25 protein-coding genes are annotated in these 22133 nt (G+C 27.2%); 8 read left to right on the top strand and 17 right to left on the bottom strand.

The window, feature by feature from the left end; all coding sequences use genetic code 11:
- The first annotated feature begins 57 nt into the window (after positions 1-57).
- A complete protein-coding gene (locus ACNI28_RS06445; protein WP_419766394.1) occupies positions 58-1008 on the top strand; it encodes a TAXI family TRAP transporter solute-binding subunit in 951 nt (316 codons plus the stop codon).
- Positions 1009-1034: 26 nt separating this feature from the next.
- On the opposite strand, the gene ACNI28_RS06440 is transcribed toward ACNI28_RS06445, so the two are convergent.
- On the bottom strand, positions 1035-1430 hold the full coding sequence (locus ACNI28_RS06440) for a DUF3010 family protein (protein ID WP_419766393.1): 396 nt from the start codon (positions 1428-1430) through the stop codon (positions 1035-1037).
- Between the two features lie 166 nt (positions 1431-1596).
- Between ACNI28_RS06440 and ACNI28_RS06435 the strand changes: the two genes are divergently transcribed.
- Positions 1597-3588 carry an FIST N-terminal domain-containing protein gene (locus ACNI28_RS06435; RefSeq protein ID WP_419766392.1) on the top strand — a complete coding sequence of 664 codons (1992 nt, stop codon included), beginning with the start codon at positions 1597-1599 and terminating at the stop codon, positions 3586-3588.
- A 2-nt stretch (positions 3589-3590) separates the two neighbouring features.
- On the opposite strand, the gene ACNI28_RS06430 is transcribed toward ACNI28_RS06435, so the two are convergent.
- The 5 genes from ACNI28_RS06430 to dnaA form a co-directional block, all read right to left on the bottom strand.
- Positions 3591-4094, bottom strand: coding sequence for a YgjP-like metallopeptidase domain-containing protein (locus tag ACNI28_RS06430; protein WP_419766391.1), 504 nt, complete (start codon positions 4092-4094; stop codon positions 3591-3593).
- A 210-nt stretch (positions 4095-4304) separates the two neighbouring features.
- The gene (locus ACNI28_RS06425; protein WP_419766390.1) at positions 4305-4973 is read right to left on the bottom strand and encodes a hypothetical protein; all 669 of its coding nucleotides are present in this window, start codon (positions 4971-4973) and stop codon (positions 4305-4307) included.
- A gap of 135 nt (positions 4974-5108) precedes the next feature.
- Complete coding sequence (gyrB, locus tag ACNI28_RS06420; RefSeq protein WP_419766389.1) at positions 5109-7427, bottom strand: DNA topoisomerase (ATP-hydrolyzing) subunit B; 2319 nt, start codon at positions 7425-7427, stop codon at positions 5109-5111.
- A gap of 13 nt (positions 7428-7440) precedes the next feature.
- Positions 7441-8511 (bottom strand): DNA polymerase III subunit beta, encoded by a 1071-nt coding sequence (gene dnaN / locus ACNI28_RS06415; RefSeq protein ID WP_419766388.1) that lies wholly within the window; start codon positions 8509-8511, stop codon positions 7441-7443.
- Positions 8512-8671: 160 nt separating this feature from the next.
- The gene (gene dnaA / locus ACNI28_RS06410; protein WP_419766387.1) at positions 8672-9985 is read right to left on the bottom strand and encodes a chromosomal replication initiator protein DnaA; all 1314 of its coding nucleotides are present in this window, start codon (positions 9983-9985) and stop codon (positions 8672-8674) included.
- A 199-nt stretch (positions 9986-10184) separates the two neighbouring features.
- Here dnaA and ruvC point away from each other — a divergent pair, with 199 nt between their 5' ends.
- The 5 genes from ruvC (at position 10185) to ACNI28_RS06385 (ending at position 13264) form a co-directional block, all read left to right on the top strand.
- Positions 10185-10658 (top strand): crossover junction endodeoxyribonuclease RuvC, encoded by a 474-nt coding sequence (ruvC, locus tag ACNI28_RS06405; protein ID WP_419766386.1) that lies wholly within the window; start codon positions 10185-10187, stop codon positions 10656-10658.
- A 66-nt stretch (positions 10659-10724) separates the two neighbouring features.
- On the top strand, positions 10725-11300 hold the full coding sequence (gene purN, locus ACNI28_RS06400; RefSeq protein WP_419766385.1) for a phosphoribosylglycinamide formyltransferase: 576 nt from the start codon (positions 10725-10727) through the stop codon (positions 11298-11300).
- 56 nt (positions 11301-11356) lie between these two features.
- A complete protein-coding gene (locus ACNI28_RS06395) occupies positions 11357-11722 on the top strand; it encodes a response regulator (protein ID WP_419766384.1) in 366 nt (121 codons plus the stop codon).
- The gene (locus ACNI28_RS06390) at positions 11722-12339 is read left to right on the top strand and encodes a chemotaxis protein CheX (RefSeq protein ID WP_419766383.1); all 618 of its coding nucleotides are present in this window, start codon (positions 11722-11724) and stop codon (positions 12337-12339) included. The genes ACNI28_RS06395 and ACNI28_RS06390 overlap by 1 nt, the downstream gene beginning before the upstream one ends.
- Position 12340: 1 nt before the next feature.
- Positions 12341-13264 (top strand): sensor domain-containing diguanylate cyclase, encoded by a 924-nt coding sequence (locus ACNI28_RS06385; RefSeq protein ID WP_419766382.1) that lies wholly within the window; start codon positions 12341-12343, stop codon positions 13262-13264.
- On the opposite strand, the gene ACNI28_RS06380 is transcribed toward ACNI28_RS06385, so the two are convergent.
- The 3 genes from ACNI28_RS06380 to ACNI28_RS06370 form a co-directional block, all read right to left on the bottom strand.
- Positions 13265-13870 carry a trimeric intracellular cation channel family protein gene (locus ACNI28_RS06380; RefSeq protein ID WP_419766381.1) on the bottom strand — a complete coding sequence of 202 codons (606 nt, stop codon included), beginning with the start codon at positions 13868-13870 and terminating at the stop codon, positions 13265-13267. It abuts the gene before it with no gap.
- Positions 13871-13932: 62 nt separating this feature from the next.
- Complete coding sequence (gene dauA / locus ACNI28_RS06375; RefSeq protein ID WP_419766380.1) at positions 13933-15573, bottom strand: C4-dicarboxylic acid transporter DauA; 1641 nt, start codon at positions 15571-15573, stop codon at positions 13933-13935.
- Positions 15570-16172: a hypothetical protein gene (locus tag ACNI28_RS06370; protein ID WP_419766379.1), complete on the bottom strand. Its 603-nt coding sequence runs from the start codon at positions 16170-16172 to the stop codon at positions 15570-15572. Before ACNI28_RS06370 ends, dauA begins: the two co-directional genes overlap by 4 nt.
- A gap of 118 nt (positions 16173-16290) precedes the next feature.
- On the opposite strand from ACNI28_RS06370, the gene ACNI28_RS06365 reads away from it, so the two are divergent.
- Positions 16291-16866: a TetR/AcrR family transcriptional regulator gene (locus ACNI28_RS06365; protein WP_419766378.1), complete on the top strand. Its 576-nt coding sequence runs from the start codon at positions 16291-16293 to the stop codon at positions 16864-16866.
- Here ACNI28_RS06365 and ACNI28_RS06360 read toward each other — a convergent pair.
- The 8 genes from ACNI28_RS06360 to ACNI28_RS06325 all read right to left on the bottom strand — a co-directional run bounded on the left by ACNI28_RS06360 (position 16863) and on the right by ACNI28_RS06325 (position 22132).
- On the bottom strand, positions 16863-18053 hold the full coding sequence (locus ACNI28_RS06360) for an ArsS family sensor histidine kinase (protein WP_419766377.1): 1191 nt from the start codon (positions 18051-18053) through the stop codon (positions 16863-16865). The two genes, ACNI28_RS06365 and ACNI28_RS06360, sit on opposite strands and share 4 nt — an antisense overlap.
- Position 18054: 1 nt before the next feature.
- A complete protein-coding gene (locus ACNI28_RS06355) occupies positions 18055-18720 on the bottom strand; it encodes a response regulator transcription factor (RefSeq protein WP_419766376.1) in 666 nt (221 codons plus the stop codon).
- On the bottom strand, positions 18713-19141 hold the full coding sequence (locus ACNI28_RS06350) for a hypothetical protein (RefSeq protein ID WP_419766375.1): 429 nt from the start codon (positions 19139-19141) through the stop codon (positions 18713-18715). The genes ACNI28_RS06355 and ACNI28_RS06350 overlap by 8 nt, the downstream gene beginning before the upstream one ends.
- Positions 19107-19430 (bottom strand): cytochrome C, encoded by a 324-nt coding sequence (locus tag ACNI28_RS06345; protein ID WP_419766374.1) that lies wholly within the window; start codon positions 19428-19430, stop codon positions 19107-19109. The genes ACNI28_RS06350 and ACNI28_RS06345 overlap by 35 nt, the downstream gene beginning before the upstream one ends.
- A gap of 19 nt (positions 19431-19449) precedes the next feature.
- Entirely contained in the window at positions 19450-20226 is a 777-nt protein-coding gene (locus ACNI28_RS06340; RefSeq protein ID WP_419766373.1) for a cytochrome b/b6 domain-containing protein, read from the bottom strand.
- A gap of 8 nt (positions 20227-20234) precedes the next feature.
- Positions 20235-20750, bottom strand: a complete 516-nt coding sequence (locus ACNI28_RS06335; RefSeq protein ID WP_419766372.1) for a diheme cytochrome c — start codon at positions 20748-20750, stop codon at positions 20235-20237.
- Positions 20750-21157: a DUF1924 domain-containing protein gene (locus ACNI28_RS06330; RefSeq protein ID WP_419766371.1), complete on the bottom strand. Its 408-nt coding sequence runs from the start codon at positions 21155-21157 to the stop codon at positions 20750-20752. Before ACNI28_RS06330 ends, ACNI28_RS06335 begins: the two co-directional genes overlap by 1 nt.
- A 135-nt stretch (positions 21158-21292) precedes the next feature.
- Positions 21293-22132, bottom strand: a complete 840-nt coding sequence (locus ACNI28_RS06325) for a universal stress protein (protein WP_419766370.1) — start codon at positions 22130-22132, stop codon at positions 21293-21295.
- Position 22133: the final 1 nt, after the last annotated feature.

The following is a 22133-nucleotide window of genomic DNA, read 5'->3' as shown; positions in this document are numbered from 1 at the left end:
CTTTTTATAGTTTTAAATTGTATAATATATATTAAAATTAACAATAAAAGAGTCATTATGAAAAAATCCATACTATCACTATTACTTCTAAGTATACTTAGTATTCAACTATTTGCTAGAGAGTTTATAACAATAGGAACAGGTGGTGTAACAGGAACATATTATCCAGCAGGTGGAGCAATTTGTAGAATTCTAAATAAAATAAAAAAACAAACAGATGTCTTATGTACTATAGAATCAACTAATGGTTCAGTTTATAATATTAATTCAATTATAAAAGCTGAACTAGACTTTGGTATAGCACAATCTGATATTGTATATGATGCCTTTAAAGGTATTGGAAAATTTGAAAGAAATCAAGTTCCTAAATTAAGATCAGTGATGGCAATATATCCTGAACTATTTACATTAGTATCAAGAAAAGATGCAAATATAAATGGCATAATGGATATAAAAGGTAAAAGAATAAACCTTGGAGCTGCAGGCTCTGGAAATGAAGCAACTGCCCAAACACTATTTAATGCCTTAGGTATAAAAAAGTCTGAATTAGCATATGCAGGAATGTCAAAAGTTGGAGTAATGCCAGATGAACTTAAAGACAGTAGAGTTGATGGATATTTTTATATGGTTGGTCACCCAACGGCAAATATAAAATTTATTTCAGATTATATTGATGTAAAACTTGTACCTATTACAGGCAACAAGCTTGACAAACTTGTAGAGAAATATCCATACTATACACAAGATGTTATTCCTGCTAATACATATAAAGGAAACCCAAAAGACGTCCCTACATTTGGTGTAAAAGCTGTCTTAGTAACAACTAGTGATACAAATGATGAAATTGTATATGCCCTTATAAAACAAGTTTTAGAAAATTTTGAATTATTTAAAAAGTCACATCCTGCATTTTTACATATTACTAAAGAATCTTTATTAAAAGGACTCTCTGCACCACTACATGAAAGTGCTAAAAAGTATTACAAAGAAGTTGGACTTATAAAATAAAAACTAAAGCTATTTGACTTTAGTTTTTATATGGAACTTAAAATTGCAAGATATGCTTGTTCTTGGTATTTATTTAAAGATTCTGGATACTCTACACTATTTTTTCGCTCAAAACTGCCTATAGCTTGTCCTGAAATCAACTCAACTGCACATTTTGGATTTAGTTGAATTAGACTTTCCATTTTAAAAGTAACAGCCCCACCAGCAAAATTTCCTTTTTTTGCTCTTTTTTTGATATATACTTGTTCAATATCATTTTGAGTCAAAAAAACTAATAAATCATTACAATAACTTCTTATCGATTCTTGTTGTTCATCATCTTCTAAAATTATCTTTTTTGTTTTTAAATCCAAATATTCACCATCTTTTTGTACAGCTAAAATCGTCTGATTTGCTTTTAATTCTATTCCACATATATTCATGATAATTCCTATTATTAATCTCTTCTAATTACAAATTTGTAGAAGTATAATATAAATTTTTAGATTGGCTTGATTTTATTACAGATTGTTATATTATTTAAAAGTGACTAATTTATATAATTATGCTATGATTTATTAGAATTTTATGTATGGAGTAGTGTATAAAATGAATTCTTATAATATAAAGTTTACAGACTTTAAGGATCTTGCTACTCACATAAAAACAAATAATTTTAATACTCATAAATCCTTACTTATACAAATCTTTTCAGGTATTATTGATAAAAAAATACTTGAGGAGTTAAGTACTTTTTTAAGCAATCATCTCCCAGAAGCTAAAATAATAGGTGCAACAACAGATGGTGAAATACTAAATGACAAAGCCACCACCCACCAAATCATAATATCTTTTACAACATTTGAACATAGTACATTAAATATTTCAACTATTGATTTAATCTCAAAAAACAGCTCAATAAATGATGGGAAAGAATTAGCACAAACACTTTTAAATGAAAAATCAAAAGTTTTTATTATATTTGCTTCAGGGTTAAATATAAATCCAGAAGATTTTTTAAAAGGTATTAAAAAAAGTGCCCCAAGTATAATAGTTGCTGGTGGTTTAGCTGGGGATAATGCAAAGTTTAGTGGTACATATATTATTAGTACTAACAAATTACTTCCCTCTGCAGCAGTAGGAGTTTCAATTAACTCCGATAATCTATATGTTAATAATCAATACTCACTAGCTTGGAAAAATCTGGGAAAAATGTTTAAAGTAAATAAATCATCTGGAAATACTATTTATGAAATTGATAAAATGACTCCATATGATTTATACAAAAAATATCTAGGCGAAGAGGTGGCTAATGAACTTCCAGGTATTGGAATAGAATTTCCATTAATTATTCAAAAAAATGGACAAAAAATAGCAAGAGCCCCTTTATACCTCCAAGAAGATGGATCAATGATTTTTGCAGGAAACATTGAAGAGAATGCTCAAGTACGTTTTGGAATAGGAAATATTGAAGAGATACTAAATGGCTCTTCAAATCTCATAAATAGCCTAAGCTTACATCAAAATGAAGCAATATTTATATATTCTTGTATGGCAAGAAGAAGATTTTTAGAAAATAAAGCCTCTTTAGATATAAAAGATTTTAGTAAACTTGCTCCAACTTGTGGCTTTTTTACCTATGGAGAGTTTTTTTCTACAAGTACCTCTAATGAACTACTTAATGAATCACTAACAGTTTTAGCCCTTAGTGAACATCCTGCAACTTACAATAATGTAAAACCAATATCTAATACAAAAATTTCAAATAAACTTTTAAAACAAAAAGCCATCTCACATATAATAAATACTACATCAAAAGAGTTAGACTCTCTTAACACCTTTTTAGAAAAAAAAGTTCAAAAGAAAACCCAAGAAAATATTGAGCAAAAAAGATATATTTTTGAACAAGAAAAAATGGTACAAATGGGAGAAATGATAGAAAACATAGCTCACCAATGGAGACAACCATTAAGTGCAATTTCCAGTAATATTAGCTCAACAATAATACAAAAAGAACTAAACTTATTGGATGATGATGAATTAATTAAAAATTTAAATAAAATATTAAATCACACAAAATTTTTATCTGATACAATTGATACCTTTAGAAATTATATTAATGAAAACAATGAGACAAAAGAGATAGTTTTTCAAGACAGACTCAATATTGTAATAGATATTTTGTCTACAACACTAAAAGATAATCACATAACACTTATAAATGAAATTGATTACTCAAAACCTATAATCAAACAGTTAACTATTGGTGATTTGTCACAAGTTGTTTTGAATATATTTAATAATGCAAAAGATATTTTAATAGAAAAAAATATTAGAAATCCTTGGATAAAAATTGAGTGTAAAGTTATAAAAGGAGATATTGTTACAACTATTGAAGATAATGGTGGAGGAATAGATGAAGAAATTATCTCAAAAATTTTTGAACCATACTTTACAACAAAACATAAAAGTCAAGGAATTGGTATAGGACTTTATATGTCACACAATATAGTTAGCAAAAAACTAAAAGGAGATTTTTATGTTAAAAATACTGCCCAAGGTGCTAAATTTTTTATAGAAATACCTTTGGATAGCAATTAACCCTAATACAACTTTCCATATAAATTCATGTATGTAAGATAAACTCTTAGGTCAAATTCATATTGATGATAATTAGGCTCCATAAAGCAACACAGACTATAAAAGGACTTATCATGTTCTTTTTCCTTTAAGTGGGCTAATTCATGCACTACAATCATTCTAAGGAACTCTTCTGGAACATTTTTAAACAAAGTTCCTATTCGTATCTCATTTTTACTCTTAAGCTTGCCACCTTGAACTCGAGAAATAATAGTATGTAAACCCAAAGCATCGTTGATAACATTTATCTTCCCATCATAAATCACCTTACTAAGAGGAAGTGACTTTTTCAAATAGCTATTTTTAAAATCCATAGCATAAGAGTAAAGTGCTTTATCATTTTTATACTCATGTGAAGTTTTGTATTTATTAAGTAAATACTTATCAAGCTTTTTATCAGCTATTAACTTTTGTATTTGTGAAATTATATCTTTGGGATAGTGGTTTAGGTATTTTAGTTTTTTCATATGGGGAATTATATCACATAGCAATTTGTAGGGGTATTAAAACAAACAAAATAAGAATTTTGATAAAGTTTGTAGCAACCTACATTTAATCTTAGATTTAGTTCACTATACAAATCATTTGTTAGATAGCTTTTTGAAATATTGATTAGTACTTTCATCGTTCTCTTTTGGATTATAGGTTAGTAAAATGATTGAAAAAAATTATTAAAATTAAATTAATTTTCCTTCTTTATTTCGTAATGGTTCCGTATTTCCAAATGAACTTTCTACCGCACCTTTAATAGCATAAAGTCTTATTTTAATAGAACCACAATAATTTTTATATATTTTATCTTCAATTTTTGGATTTTTTTCAAGTACTAAATTAATTAGTTCATCAATAATTTTTAATGCATCAAATATTTCATCACGCATCATTACAAAAGAACTTACTTTTCCAATATGTAATCCATGGTCTTTTTCTAATCTTTTATTAGCATAAAGGCCTCTAATTAAATCCTTATCTGATAATTCCTGATATTTTGATTTCAAACTATTCTTTATAAATTCCAAATAATGGATATTATTTTTTTTGTTATCACTATTTTCAAAAAAATCTAAATAAGCCATAGAAGAAATAAAAACATGTTTCATTTCTTCCATTCGTAAAGTATATAATTCATTATGACAACTTTCATTAAAGAATCTATTTTCAGATTGAATTTTTTTATTTTCATCAATAGATTTTAATATTGAAAATGAAGCAATAAATGCAGATATAATAATACCTATTGCTGCTAATATTGATACATTCTTTTCCGGAATAATTATTATGTCTAATACTACAAAAATTAAAAAAAATAAAAAGAAAAAAGCAATAATATATAAAGTTTTAAGCACTTATGTCTCCTAAAAGTCATATTTTATTTAAGGTCAAGGCGGAGGTGAGTTTTTGTGAAGGAGCCTACTAATAGTAGGAGACTGAGTAAAAACTCAGTCTCCAACGCAGAAATTAATTAAAAGATGTCTTTTAGACTAAACGTCTAAGTGTTCAACATCCTTCGCATGCTCTTCGATATAATTTCTTCTTGGCTCTACTTCATCACCCATAAATAGTGTGAAAGTATCTGATGCTACTGCTGCATCTTCAATAGTAACTCTTAGAAGTCTTCTAGCTTCTGGTGTCATTGTTGTTTCCCAAAGTTGGTCAGGATTCATTTCCCCAAGACCTTTATATCTTTGAATATAAGCACCTTTTTTAGCTAAAGATTCTATTTCATCTAATATCTCTACTAAATCTCTACCATCAAATACAGTTAAATCTCTTTCAACTAATCTATTGTAAATATATGTCGCTTCACTAAAATATGGTGATGCAAAAAGTTCATCATCAATTAGTAGCTCTTCAAGACCTTCATTTGTTTGAACAAACAGTTGAATACTTTCATCTGTTAGTCTCTTAGATAAGATATTGTAACCTTTTGCTTCTAGGAAATTTTTTACTTCTTCATAAAGTGCAGTAAAATCTAGATTTACTAAATTTGGATTTTCTATTAAGTGTTTTAAAACTTCAGCTAAAGAGTATCTTTTTTCTAACTGTTGTAACATTCCTCTATATCTAGAAACAGTTTTAAATAAATCCACTAAGTCATTGTATCCAAGACCTTGGAACTCAAATGATTCTAAACCATTTTCTATTAAGAAAGATGATAGGGCATTGTCATCTTTTAGGTATGTTTCATTTTTACCTTTTTTATATCTATAAAGAGGTGGTTGAGCAATATATAAATAACCTTTTTCAATAACTGGTCTTAAAAATCTAAAGAAGAAAGTTAAAAGTAGTGTTTGGATATGAGACCCATCAACATCTGCATCCGTCATAAAAATGACTTTATGATATCTGATTTTTTCTTCATCAAAATCTTCACCAATACCACAACCAAGTGCTGTAATCATGTTTCTAATTTCATCAGATTTTAAAATCTTATCAAGTCTTGATTTTTCTACATTTAAAATTTTACCCTTAAGTGGTAAAATCGCTTGATAAACTCTATCTCTACCTTGTTTTGCAGAACCCCCTGCAGAGTCCCCTTCCACTAGATATAGTTCTCTAATAGCTGGATCTTTACTTTGACATTCTGCTAGTTTTCCTGGAAGTGTCCCCACTGTCATTGCATCTTTTTTTCTAGTCATATCCCTAGCTTTTTTAGCTGCTTCTCTACCTCGTGCTGCCATTAAAGCTTTATCCATAATAGCTTTTGCTTGGGCTGGATTTTCTTCAAAATATTTATCTAGTTTTTCACTTGTTAATCTTTGACAAATAGGTTTCACATAAGAAGAACCTAATTTACCTTTTGTTTGACCTTCAAATTGTGGTTCTGGAACTTTTACAGAAATAACTGCAATAAGACCTTCTCTTACATCTTCACCTGTAATTTTTGTATCTTTTTCTCTAGCTGCTGCATTTTCATTTAGATATTTAACAATACTTCGTGTAAGTCCTGCTTTAAATCCAGCTTCATGAGTTCCACCATCAATAGTTCTAATATTATTTACAAACGAAAGAGTTTTTTCAACATAAGTATCATTATACATAACTGCAATATCAACTTCTACATCATCAACTCTGTCATTAAATGAAACAGCATCTGATACAGGAGTTGCTGTATTTATATCTTCAACAAATTGTTTAATACCACCTTCAAAATGATAAACTTCTGTATTTTTATGGATTTCATCTACTAATGTAATAGAAATAAATGAGTTTAAATATGCAACTTCTCTAAATCTTTTTGCTAGAACTGCTGTATCATAAGTGTTTACTTCAAAAATAGAAGTATCTGCTAAAAATTCAATTGTAGTACCAGTTTTTCTTGGACTTTCACCAATAATTTCAAGTGGAGCTTTTGGAATACCCTTTGAAAACTCTTGATAGTGAATTTTTCCTTCTCTGTAAATAGTCATTTTAAGTTCTTCAGATAAAGCATTTACAACAGAAACTCCAACCCCATGAAGTCCCCCAGATACTTTATATGTATCTTTATCAAATTTACCACCAGCATGAAGTACAGTTAAAACAACTGTTGCAGCAGAAATACCTTCACCTTCATGGATAGATGTTGGAATACCTCTACCATCATCTTCAACTCTAATCCAATGATCTTTTGTCATAGTAATTTTTATATTTCTACAGTATCCAGCCATTGCCTCATCAATTGAGTTATCAACAACTTCATAAACCATATGATGTAATCCATTTGTGTTAGTATCACCAATATACATACCTGGTCTTTTTCTTACAGCTTCTAAACCTTTTAAAACCTTAATATTACTAGCACCATACTCTTGGCTCATTAATTATCCTTTTTTATTTATCTAACACGATTGGCATTACAATCGTGAAAAATTTGTCATCTTCTAAGTAAAATGGTAGATTCGATTCATTGAATCCTACAACAACATTTTCATTATTTGACATACTTAAAAAATCTAATAAGTATTTTGCATTAACTGCCAAATAAAAATCTTCACTAATATTTAAATCAATATCTATTTGTGTTTTTGATTCTGTATCTTCATCTAAAGATTCAAAATTAATAGAGTTTGGAGAAAATGTAATTTTAATATTTGAAAATAGTGAAGTAACTAATTTAATTGAATCTATCAAAATTGCTTTTGGTAGTGTTAAATTATATTTTAAACTATTTGGAATAATTCTTTCATAATCTGGAAATTTCCCATTAATAAGTTTTGTAAAAAACTTAGAGTTATCAGCTTCTACTATTAAATTTGTATCATCATAAGAGATTTTTGCGTCATCTAAAAATAGCTTTTGAATCTCTATAATTGCTTTTTTAGGAATTATAAATTGTGATTCATTATTTGATATATTTTGAAGATGTGAAATAGCAAGTCTTCTTGTATCTGTTGCTACAAAATTGATTTTAGAGTTTTTAATATCTATTAATGCTCCATTTAATTCAAACTTTGGATTGTTGTTATCAATAGCAGGTGTAATTTTTTTAATACTATTTACTAAACTAATAGTAGAGATATTTAAAATATTTAAATCACTATTCATAATTAAGTTTGGATATTCATTAGCATCATACATAGGTAGTTTAAAAGTTGATCTACTTTGTTTTATAACTAAATTATTATCTATAGTATCAACAGTGATAGTATCATTTTTTAATCTTTTAATAATACCTAATAGATTACTTCCATTTACAGTACCTTTTCCATCTGTTGATTCTTCAATTTCATTAACATAAGATTCTAAACCTATCTCATAATCAGTAGCTTTTAATGTCAATTTAGAATTTAATACTTCTAAGTATATGTGAGAAGTAATAGAACTTGAATCTTTTTTTTCTAAAAACGGTTGCATTGAAGAGATTATATTTTCAAAAATGTTTTTTGCAATGATAAATCTCATTTTATCCCCTTTATATATTATTTAATTTAGTGGTAGTAGTAGACTATGTGAATAGATGAAAACTCTTATTTTAATTCGATTATATCAGCTCTTTGATGAATGATTAAAGAACTAAAGATATTCACATCTATTCACATAATGATTTGAAACTTTTCTACACCTATCCTCTATTTATGATTTTATTTTTTAAATTTTCAAGTATTAACTTGAAATTCTCATCTTTTTCAATAAGCTCATTTGCTTTTTTTATATTATGAGAAATTGAACTATGATCTTTCATCCCTAAGAACTTAGCAATATCTGGCATAGAGTTATGTGTTAACTCACGTGCAAGATATATTACTATTCTTCTTGCATTTGCAACTAGTGCAGTTCTTTTTTTAGATTTAATATCACTTGGTTTGATATTTAATTCAATTGCTACAGTTGTTATTATATCAGGAAGTTTGATATTTTCTTTTGTTTCTTTTATTTGTTCTTTTAAAAGATTTTGTACCATTGGCAAATTAATCTCTTGATTAAGTAGTGAGGCACTGGCATTTATTCGTATAAGTACGCCCTCTATTTCTCTAATAGAATTATCTAAATTGGTTGCGATATAATTTATAATATCTCTTGATAATTTAATACCATTTAATTCAGACTTTTTCTCAATAATTGCTATTTTTGTCTCTAATCCTGGTATTTGAACATCTGCTGTTAAACCCCATTCAAATCTTGACTTTAATCTATCCACAAGTCCTGCAATTTGCGATGGTAGTCTATCAGAAGTCATAACTATTTGTTTTTCTGCATTATGAAGTTCATTGAAAGTATGGAAGAACTCCTCTTGGGTTTGTTCTTTTCCACTTAAAAATTGAATATCATCTATAAGTAAAACATCACATTTTCTGTATTTACTTCTAAAGTGTTCCATATTTTTGTTTTTAATAGCAAAGGTAAAGTCATTCATGAACTGTTCAATAGTAACATATATAATAGTTCTTCCATGTTCTACAGCATCATTTCCTATAGCTTGAAGTAAGTGTGTTTTTCCTAAGCCTGTACCACCATATATAAAAAGTGGGTTGTATTGAATACCTGGTTTTTTTGAAACTGCAAGTGAAGCATTATAAGCCATCTGATTTGAAGGTCCAACAATAAATGAATCGAAAGTATAAGATGGGTTTAATATGGTGCTTTCAACCTCTTTTCTTCCACTTTTTTCTTTTAATATCTCTTTTTTTGTTTTTCTTTCACCTGTTAGTTTTATCTCAATAGCTGGCTTTGTTCCATCGATAGTCTCTATACAGTGCTGTATTATTTTTGAGTATTTACTTTTTATCCAATTTGCAATATATTTATTTGGGACTTCAAAAATAGCTATATTTTCATCAGATGAAATTTTTTTATACGATAGTTGTTTTAAATATTTTTCATAATCTGAATTTGATGTTTCATTTTTTAAAACTGATAAAATCTCTTTGCTTGTCATTAAATATAAACTCTTTTTTATTTGATTGGTAGATATTATAGCTAAAATATTTTAAAAACTAAGATATAATAAAAATATTGTTAATTAAGAAGTGAATAACTTTTGCTAAACTATATAATTTAAGTGAAAACTAATAAAAGATTTACCAATATACTACACTTTATAGAAGTGAATAGATTTTTTAAGGATATGTGAAAAGTTGAAAAAAAAGATATTAGGAATAGACCCAGGAACTATAAATTGTGGTTATGCAGTCATAGAAAAAGATAATAGAGATTTAAGACTTTGTGAAGCTGGATTGATAAAAATAAAAAGCAAAATTTTACAAGAACAAATTGTAGAAATGGTAGAAGGCTTAGATTTGATTTTTTCAAATCATGAGATAAGTGAAGTTGCTATTGAAGATATGTTTTATGCTTTTAATCCAAAAAGTGTAATAAAACTTGCTCAATTTAGAGGTGCAATATCCCTAAAAGTTTTACAAAAATTTGGAAACTTTTCTGAATATACTCCTTTGCAAGTAAAAAGAGCAGTTACTGGAAATGGAAAGGCGACAAAAGAGCAGGTGGCTTTTATGGTAAAAAGATTATTGGGTATAAAAAAAGAGATAAAGCCTCTTGATATTACAGATGCAATCGCAATTGCACTCACTCACGCTCAAAGACTAAAATAAAAATATGATTTTATAATTTAAACAAAAGCTGTTATAATTTCCCTTCTATAAATACTAGGATAATAAATGAAACGAATTGGAATACTATCTTCACATAATGGAAGTGGTTTTGATACTATTTTAGAAGCTTGTGAAAACAAAATCTTAGATGCTCAAGTAGTATTAGTGATATCAAATAATTCAAATGCAAAAGTATTAGAAAAAGCATCAAAAAAAGATATTCCAAATTTTGTAATAAATACAAAAAAATATCCAAATGAAAACCTTGATGAAAAAATCACAAATTTGATGTTAGAGTTTAAAATAGATTATATATTTTTATCTGGATATATGAAAAAGATAGAAAAAAATCTTTTAGAAAAATTTCCAAATAAAATTATAAATTCACATCCTGCTTTACTTCCTAAATTTGGTGGAAATGGGATGTATGGTAGATTTGTTCATGAGGCTGTTATAAAAGCAAAAGAGAAAGAATCAGGTTGTACAATTCATTTTGTTAATGAAAATTATGATGAAGGAGAGTATCTTTTGCAAAAAAGTATATCTTTACTTCAAGATGAAAAAGTAGAAACACTTGAAGAGAAAATAAAAGAGCTTGAAAAAGTAGCAGTAGTAGAAGCATTTTTAAAGTTGACAATTTAGTTTGCTATTTAATTATATTTTACATATAATAAAACAAGATTAATTTTGGAGTAAGAATGAAATATTTAGTTTGTGATGATTCTAAGATGGCTAGAAAGATGTTAATAAAAGCTTTAAAGGCTTTAGTTGGCGAAAATATTGAAATAGTAGAGGCTTCAAATGGACAAGAAGCTGTGGATATTTATGAACAAATATCTCCTGAAGTTACATTTATGGACTTAACAATGCCAATAATGAGTGGTTTTGATGCAGTTAAAATAATTTGTGAAAAAGATAAAGATGCAAAAATTATTGTAGCAAGTGCAGATATACAAGAAGGCTCTATGGCAAAAGCAAAAGAAAATGGTGCTTTAGGGTTTATTAAAAAACCTGTCAATGAAGAGAACTTGAAACCGGTTCTTCAAAAACTGAAGGTTTTATAATGGCTAAAAATGACTTCTTAAATGAGGATCAAAAAGATTGTTTGCAGGAGTTAATGAATATCTCTTATGGTTCAGCAACTGCTGCAATTGCTGATATTATTGAAAAGTTTGCGAAGTTAAGTATTCCAAAAATTGCCACATTGTCAAGTGAAAATTTTAAAGATTATGTTAAAAATAAAGTAGATGAGTATCATGTATGTTATTTAGTTAGTCAATCAATTGATGGAAAACTTTCAGGTGAGAATCTTTTTTTAGTTGATGATAAGTCCTTAAAGAATTTAGCCTTAGAATTTGGACTAAGTGAAATAGAAATTGATGAAGATGAATTAAAAGATGTAGTTTTAGAAATTACAAATATTATTTCATCAACAACTTCAAGTAAACTTGCAGAACTTATAGAAACTGATATCTTATTTGCTCCTCCTCATGTAGAAATTATCGATTCTGCTCAAGATTTAGAAGATTATTATAAAGTAGAATATAATCATATAATTATAATCTCAACATTAATAGAGTTTGAAGAACAGAATATTAATAGTGAATTAGTAATAATGTTAAAAGATGATTCTATTACATATTTGAGAGATGCTTTAGACAAAGTTATGGATGAGTATTAAAATGGAATTGTTAAATAATAATATAATTTTTAATACTATTGATAATGGAATAATGATTTTAGATGAAAATTTAAATATCAAAGCATGGAATAAGTGGCTTGAAGTAAAAACAGGTATAAAATCTGATGAAATTGTAAATCACTGTATTTGTGAAAGATTTCCTTATATTGAACAAAAAAAATTAGTAAGAAAAATAAAATCAGTTCTAATAACTAAAAATGCCTCTTTTTTTAGTGTAGAACCACATGAATATTTAATCAAAATCAAATCAAATATTATTATGGGTAAAGTTTTTAAATATATGAGACAAGATATTACTCTTGTACCATATGATTTAGAAAGAAGACTTGTATGTTTATATATATATGACCATACAAAACTTCATGAATCAAGTGAAAAGTTAAAAAAATTAAATGAAGAGTTAAAAGACCTTTCAAGTAAAGATCATCTTACTCAACTCTATAATAGAAGATATTTTGGTGAAGCAGCTGCGACTATGCAAAGTTTGTCTGTTAGAAATAATCACCATATTTCAATTATTATATTAGATGTTGATAATTTTAAACATATAAATGATAACTATGGACATTCAATAGGAGATAAAGTTATTGTTTCTCTTTCTAGAATATTAGAAAATAATTGTAGAAAAAGTGATATAGTTGCAAGATGGGGTGGAGAAGAGTTTGTAATTCTTTTGTATAATACTACTTTAGGTTATGCTCAAAGTGTTGCAGAAAATATTAGAAAAAATGTAGAAGATTTTTATGTTGAAGTAAAAGAAGATAAGTTGAAATTTACAATAAGTTTGGGTGTATCAGAGTTTGAACCAGAGATAGATAAAGACTTAGAATGTACAATTAGTAGAGCAGATAAAGGTCTATATACAGCAAAAGCAAATGGTAAAAATATGGTTGTGGTTAATTAATCACAACCTAGGAAGAGACCACTTTTTATAGTAAGCAACAAGCCTTAAAAGAACACCACAGGCAAATAGTATAGTTATTGTTAAGATATTTGTTTGATGGAATAAGTGTAAGATATACATAAATAGCCCAACAATAATTGCAACTGTTCCATAAAACTCACTCACTAATATGGATGGGACTCTATTTATAAGAATATCTCTTATCGTTCCTCCTCCAACAGCTGTTAGAAATGCTAAAATTAAAACACCTAAAAAGTTGAAGTTATTATCAAGGGCAATAATAGAACCAGTTATTGCAAAAGAGACCAATCCAATAGCATCAGATATTATAAAAGCAGTCTTACCTTCAAAGTCTGGAATTTTATGAAGTTTGAAAATTAGTGATATAAAAACCGTTGCAATTACAAGTATTACTGGAAGTGTATCTGTGAAAATATATGGAGTTTTATTTGCAAGAACATCTCTAATCATTCCACCACCAAGAGCTGTTAAAAATGAAGAGATAACTATTCCTAAAATATCTAAGTTGTAATGAACTGCAATTAAAAACCCACTAGTTGCAAAACAGATGATTCCAATGATATCTGCAATTTCTAAAGCTGTCATTTTTTACTCTTTCTTTATAAAGTCTTTTATTTTGTGGATTTGGATTATACTAAGTTTTTTATTTAAGAAATATTATTGTCAATAGGTATGGATTTTAAAGCAGAGTTAATATTTGCTTTTAAGATTAGTCTTTTTGAATCAAAAATGATACCTACTTTAGTAAATTTTTTTAAAATTCTTTCATTTATCCCTGTCATTAATAATATCTTTTTATTCCTATTTAAATTATCAATTATAGATTTGATTGCTACTAATGCAGTCATATCTATTATAGTTACATTGTCCATATTAAGTATGATATATTTTACATCTTCTTTTGTTGAAACTAATGTCCTAAGAGCATTTTGAGCAGCTCCAAAAAACATAGGACCATTTATATTATAAATAATTGCATTACTTGGAATATTTTCATAAACAATCGGATGTTCTTTATTTATAAGTTCTATGGAATATAGTTCTATTGTTCTTTTAATAAATAAAATTGATGCTAGGGCCATTCCTACACCAACTGCAATTTGCATATCTAGAAAAATAGTTAAAATAAAGCAAGTTAATAAGACATATACATCATACTTAGGGGCAACTTTTATTATATTGATAAAGTGTTTAACTTCTGACATATTCCAAGCCACTACTAACAATAAAGCAGAGAGTGATGCCATAGGTAAATAAGATAAATAAGAAGCAAAAAAAACAATTGATATAAATATAAATATCGAGTGTACGATTGAAGAGAGTTTTAAATTTCCACCTGATTTTACATTTGCAGCACTTCTGGCAATTGCAGCAGTTGCAGGAATTCCTCCAAAAAATGGTACAACGATATTTGCTAATCCTTGACCTATTAATTCTTTATTTGGATTTGTTCTATTTCCTGTCATTCCATCTGTTATTACAGCACATAATAGTGATTCTAATGCTCCCAAAATAGCAATTGCAACACTATGTGGCAAAATTTTATAAAACATATCTAAATTTAAATCATCTAGTGTATATTCAGCCCAAGGCAGAGAAAATTGAAGTGGAATGGATGGTATTCCTTTTCCTACAATCCCATTAATGTTATACTGAAAAGTTGAGGCAATTGTTGAAACTTGAATATTTGGGTATATTTCAGAAATAAGTACTGTTGCAATAGTACTTAAAGAAAGTGCTATTAGTGGTGCTGGAATTTTACTTTTTAGTTTAGCCCATATAATTAAAATAAAAAGGGTAGCAAACCCCACAATAAATTCATTTATTTGAAATGTATTAAAATTATTTATTAAAAGATATATTTTTTGATGGAAATGTCCTGAAAAACTTTCAATCTCTAGTCCAAAAAAGTTTTTGATTTGAAAAATAGCAATTACTACAGCTATTCCTGTCGTAAAGCCTACTGTTACAGGGTAAGGAATAAGTTCAATTAATGTACCTAATTTCAATAAGCCCATTAATAAAAGAATAAAGCCTGAAAGTAATCCACAAATTAATAATCCTTTTAATCCAAACTCTTGGACTATAGGTATTAGAATAACAACAAAAGCAGCGGTAGGTCCAGAAATATTTACTTTACTACTACCAAAAATACTAGCGAAAATACCAGCAATAATTGCAGTGTATAAACCATTCTGTGGAGGTACTCCAATGGCAATAGCTAGAGCCATAGATAGGGGTAATGCAATTATTCCAACAGTAAGACCTGCTAATATATTATTTCTCATCTTTTCTTTCTTATTTTTGATTTTCTTGTGGCATTAATTTTAAAGTTTGTTTTTTTCAACTTTTTTATAACACTAGAGGAAACTTGGTACATATTTTTAACACTTTGTTTTAACTCTTCTTTTTGTTCATTATTTCTTGCAAGTTCAAAGTAACTAAGTAACTTCAGATAATCAATCTTATTTAAAAAGTCATATTCTCTTATAGATTTTTCTTCTTCAATAATCCATTCACTAAGTAGTGCAAGTACAATTTGTTCTGGAATCCATTTATCCCCAGGCACAAATTTTTTTTCAAGCTCTTTAATTATTGAATTATAATAAAAAACCAATGCTTTATATTGGTATGATATCTCTTTTTTAGGATTCTCTTTTTGAAAAGAATAAATAATAGATGATAGTTCTTTTGCATTTAAAACGTTTTTTGTTAGATTTGTTTCTAAAAAATACATCATGTTAAGAATTTCATTATTACACTTTTCATGTCCAATGTCAACTTTGTATTGCTTGCTCTCAATTTTTTCAAGATATTCTTGACATATGGTTTTTATATATATAAGTAAGGCTTCAGTTTTAATATTTCTTAATGATTTGGTCTTCATTTTAGAATTTTATAGCAAGTTGTATTAATTATGAATTAAGTTCAATATATTTTACTATATTCATTTATTCATAATTTATTAAATTATTGGTACAATCAACAAAAAAGAGTGTATTAAATTGAAATCAAAAATTGATGAAAAAGTTATTGCAATAAAAAAAGAGATGTATTTAAATGCTACAGCTGAATATATAGATAAAAATGGATATAAAAATCTAAAAATTTCTCAATTGGCTAAATATCTTGAGTTGTCGGTTGGAACTATTTATAATATATTTGGCTCAAAAGAAGATTTATATTCAGAATATTTAATTTTAAAGTTAAAGAATTTTTTAGAAGAATTGAATAATAATGAAACAAAAGAACCTATAGAAAATTTAAAAGTATATTTAAATGCAAAATATAAAATATTTATACAAATAGATGAAACAAAAAATTATCCAGTCATAAATGACCCTTTCTTTTTTCATAAATTAGATGTAATAAATCATAAAATTGTAGATGATATTTATTCATTTCTTCAAAGACAATTTAAGCTTCTTTTTCCTGAATGTAAATATGATTACTATCATATAACAATTTTATTTAAAAAGTTTTCTGATGGATTTATTGAGAGTTATTTATTAAAAAAATATAATAATTCCAATATTGTTGATGAAACTATAGAATTATTTATAAAAATGTTCAAAAATTAAAAATTGATTTTGAAAATATTCTTCTTATTTTTATAATCATACTCTAATTCTAAAAAGTGTCTTTTTAATATTTTTCTAACAATACTAAGCCCTAAGCCAAAGCCATCTCTTTGAACTAATTCTTGGGTGAAGGGTTTTAAATAATATTCTAAATCTTTTGAAAGTTTTTCGCCACTGTTTATTATAGATATTTGAGAATCTTTAGCTTCTATAATTATAGGAAAAGAGTTTGTGTATTTTAGGGCATTATCTATTAAGTTCTTTAGTGCCACAGCTAAGTAGTTAAGGTCAGCTTCGATTTTAAAATCATCTTTAATCTCAAGTTTTATTTTTGATTCATCATTTATGTACAGTTTGCCTAAAGATTCTAGTATCAAAGTTTCTGCACTAAAACTTGTAATATCTAGTTTTGAGGAGTTTAGTTTTTCTAGTTCTATTAGCTCATTTGTTAATATCTCTAAGTCAGAAAAAATCTTTTTTAGAAGCTCTTTTTGTGAAAAATCATTGATTTTTTCTATGGCAAATTTTCCTTTTGCTATGGGAGTTCTAAGTTCATGTCCTATATCTCTTAGAAGCTCTTCTCTTGTTTTTATTAGCTCTTCTAGGTTTGTTGCCATTTGATTGAATGTTTTTGCTAGAAGACCAATCTCATCGTTAGAATCTATATGAACTCTTGTAGCCAAATCCCCTTTGGAGAAACTCTCTATCTCTTTTGTGATTTTTTTAAGGGGTGAAAGAAGTTTTAATATATATATAAATATAAGTGCTAAAACACAGATATCAAGAAAAATCAATAAATTTAATCTAAACTTTTCATTTAAATTCTCTTCATCTTGGGTTTTTAAAATATATTCATCATCTAAATATTTTATATGAAGTATAAATTCATCTTCAAAATCTTCTTGAAAGATTGAGATAAATCCAAAAGTATGTGATTTGTAGTATAAGATATCTTTTTTTTTGTCTTTAAGTTTTTCTAGTGGTCTCAACTTGTATTGTGCAATAATTTTATTTACTAAGTTTGTATTATCTATGTTTTCAAAAAGTTCATTTGATATTTTGAGATATTTATCTTTTATTAGAGTCTCTATTCTTTGGGAATTAATACTATCAATCCAAAAACCAATAATACTCATAAGTATAAAACTAATAAAAAACAAAATAGAGATTTTTTTTACTATACTCATCTTAACTCACAAACTTATAGCCAATACCCCAAACAGATTTTATGTATTTGGGGTTTTTAGAGTCATCACCAATCTTATATCTTATATTTGAGATATGCATATCTATTGTTCTATTTTTTGTATTTATATCCAATGAAGTTGCGTGAAGGATTTGCTCTCTTGAAGAGATTTTATTTAAATTTTCAATCAAAAATATAAAAATCTCAAACTCTATTTTTGTGAACTCTACTGGAAAATCATCAACTCTTACTTCCTTATTATCTTTATCTATTTCAAAATCACCTATTGTGATTTTATTATTTTTATATTTTTTTAAAATATATTCGATTCTTAAGACTAGTTCTCTTGGCTCATATGGTTTTGCTAAATAATCATCAACTCCAAGTTCAAAACCGTGTATTTTATTTCCAATATCACCACGGGCTGATGAGATTATAATAGGGATATCTTTTATTGACTTTAGTTTTTTGAACAAATCAAAGCCATCCATAAAAGGTAGCATCAAATCTAAAATAGCAATAGAGAAATCTTGATTTTTAGAAAACTCTTCAAGTGCCTCTTTAGGATTTGCAAAAGAGGTGCAATCAAAATGATAATCTTTTAGATAATCACTTATTAGATTTTGCATTTGAAGGTCATCTTCTATAAGTAGAACTTTTTTATTCAACTCTCCACTCCTGTAAAAAATAAGAGAATTTTTTTCTTTGTTTTTTATTTAGTATTGCATGGATTTTTTTTAAATTTGCTAGTTCTATATTTTGGGCTTTTGTATTAATCTCACTCAATATTTCTTTATATGATACTTCATCAAAATCTTCTTTTTTTATAAAACTAGATAACTTTTTTTCTTTTTTGGTTTTAAATTTATAAAACTTTTTATACTCTTTTTTATATTTTATTAAAACCTTTTTTAAATCAGACAACTGCTGTTTATCAAGATTTAGGTAATCTAGGTTTTTATATAAATGGTGCTTATGAGACTCTTTGTAGTCTTCAAATTTTTCGTGGTACTCATTATGGTCATCAGCAAAAAGGTTTGAAGTAAATATAATACTACATAAAAGAGCTAATATTTTTAATTTTATCATCTTCAATTAATCCTTTCTCCACGTCACTATGACAGGCTTTACAGTTGGCTTTACTTTTTACTTCATTATGTAAAAAAACATCTTTTGGAATATCTTTGTGCTCATTTTTCCAAAAAGATGTTTGGGTTATGGCTATTATATCTTTATTTTCTAAAGATTTTAAAATTTTGAAACTAGCTTCTTTGGTAGACTTTTCAGCACTATATTTAACTAAAAAATCTAAGATAGTTTTTTCATCTTTTTCATCTAAGCTTGCATCATCTCCAAAATGATTTTCCAAGTTATCCATTAAAACTCTCCAAGATTTTTCAGGCAATAAATTTGGAGGGATACAGAGTGTGGCACGATGCACACTCAGAAACAAAAAGTTCATTTTGTTTTTCATAATCTATTGCTTTATAGCTTGAGGCTATCAAAACATTATCTGGTTTCATAATATTAAATATGAAAAAAGAGACTAATAAGGCTAAAAATATAAAGGCTATAAATTTTTGAAATATATTTAATCTTATTGCTTCTTCTTTTTCACTCATTTTGTAGCCTGTAACGATTGAATTTAATGTTTCATGTTTTTTATGAAGTATTCTATCACTTATAACTCCACCTATATGGGCAGCTAAAAGTACAAGAAATAGTGTTGATAAAAACTCATGAATTTCTTCAAATATCTCCATTTCTTTAAAAAGTGAGCTATTTAAATAAGCAAATATTCCTTTACCTTCTTGTATACCATATGCTAATACTCCAGTTATTATTGCAAAGAAACAGACTATTAGTATACTTATCATTACATAAGAGGCCAAGGGATTATGTCCTATATATTTTTGTTTATCTTCAAAGATATTATTTAAAAACTCTTTTACATTTTTTTTGCCCATTGGAAACTCTTTAAACTTTGAATACTTAGGCCCAAAAACTCCCCATGAAAATCTAAACATAAGAAGAATTAAAATTGCATAGCCAATAATGGCATGATATGCTAACCATCTATCTTCTTCACTTGAAATAAACACCAATAAAATAAATAGAGCAAATAAAATATGAAATACTCTTGTTGGCAATGACCAAATATATATTCTTTTCATATTCACCTCTAATCTTCCCATCTTCCAAAGTTAGGAATTCTTATGTCTCTTTCACTATAGATTCCTTTATTTGCTGTTGTGTGACAAGCTACGCAGTTAAACAGCCCTTTTACATCATCTTGTTTTATCATAGAAGGTCTTAACTCATCATGCTTTCTAATCATATAAGGTGTTTTGGAAATAGATTCAGGAATATCGTTGTTTCTTATACTACTTACAATTCTGTTGCTTCTTTTATATTGCATCGCTTTTTCAGCACTGTTTTTATTAAGATAATCTTTTATAGCTTCAAAATCTTCTTTTGCAAGAGTTGCATCAGTGTTAAAGTGATTTTCTAAATTATTCATCATCTTATTCCAAGAGTTTGAGGGTAAAAGTCCTGCTTGATATGCGAAGTGGCAAGCTCCACACTCTGTTTTATAAAGTTGAGTATCTACTGGTTTTACACCTGCTTTACCACCAAAAAAATAACTATCTGCAAATATACAAGAGCTAATTATTGTCAAAAATATTACTGTTTTCATTATTTATCCTTTGATAAGATATAAGTTATAACATCACCTTTTTCTAGTGCTGTTCCCTCACGATTATAAACATCATTGAAGTTTCTTCTTAACCATTTTTTTATATTTTTAACTTTTGTAAATCTTTTTGGATTTGCTTTAGGAGATAGAGGTTCTATTATTTTTCCTGTGAAAAAGTTTTTAGTTGATTTTGTCAAGTCAATACCATGACATGAAGTACATGATATCTCTTTACCTCTTTTACCCATATGTTTTGAAGTGAAAATCTCTTCACCTCTTTTTATGTCAAATTCTTTAAAGTTAGGATCTGTTTTTTGAACTTCTTGTTTTAGATTGTCTAAGTAACCATCAACAACAGAAGCATAAGTGAGATTTAGGATTAGTCCCAAAAGAATTAGTAGTTTCATCTTAAGCCTTTTTATTTTATATATTGTAAGTATAAATAAAAAGATTAAAGTATTAGGATATGTTTTCTTGACACTTTCTTTACAGTTTAGAAATAAGTTATATTTGAGTTAGTATGTTAACCTCTTTTTAGAAAACTATCTAAAAAGAAGTAGAGGTTTTTTTGATTTTTCAAGCATTTTAGAAGTAATACTTCCAAAAACAACACTTTTTAATCTATTGTGGCTATATGCACCCATTGCAATAATATCTATGTCATTATCTTCTTGGTATTTTAAAATTTCATCAATTTTATCACCATCAAGCGATGCAGTTTTTACTCCAAAATCTGCTTTTGCAAATAAGTTTTTGGCTTCATTTAAAAGCTTTTCTGAAGATGTTTTATCTTTGTTTACATTTACAATATGTCTTGAGACATTTGGAAAAATAGGATCTTTTGTTGCTATATTAATAGCTTTATTTGCATAATCAGAACCATCATATGCCATCAATATAGAGTTTATAGGAGCAAACTCATCATTTGCTAGAAGGATTGGAATATTTAAAGCTCTGATAATATCTTCAATATTTTTATAATTTGAACTAGTTTTATCAAAACCAATAATTGCAATGTTAGTCTCTTTTTCTAAATCTTCAAGATTTTCTTCAAAATTACCATGTCTTTGTAGAGAAAAAAAGTTTTCAACACCTTTCTCTTTTACATAAGCACTAAAAGTTTTTAAAAGATTTTTACCTATAGTTTTTAGCTCTTTGCTTTCTGCTTGTTCTTCTTTTGTAAGCTCTTCAAGAAGATTCTCTTTTGAACCAAATCCTATGTTACCTGATAAGTTAACTTTTTTAGAGATGTGTGTGTGGTCTACAACATTTAATAATACAAGAGGTAAATTAAGAAGCTTAGAGATATAAACTCCATAATCACAGGCAGCCTTACAATATGAAGAATCATCAATACAAACTAAAACTTTTTTTGAACTCACT

Origin of the sequence: Arcobacter denitrificans (SeqCode) (assembly GCF_048571185.1) — a bacterium.
GTDB classification, from domain to species: domain Bacteria; phylum Campylobacterota; class Campylobacteria; order Campylobacterales; family Arcobacteraceae; genus Arcobacter; species Arcobacter denitrificans.
Note: the sequence above shows the minus strand (reverse complement) of the source record. Positions and strands in the feature narration are given on the sequence as shown.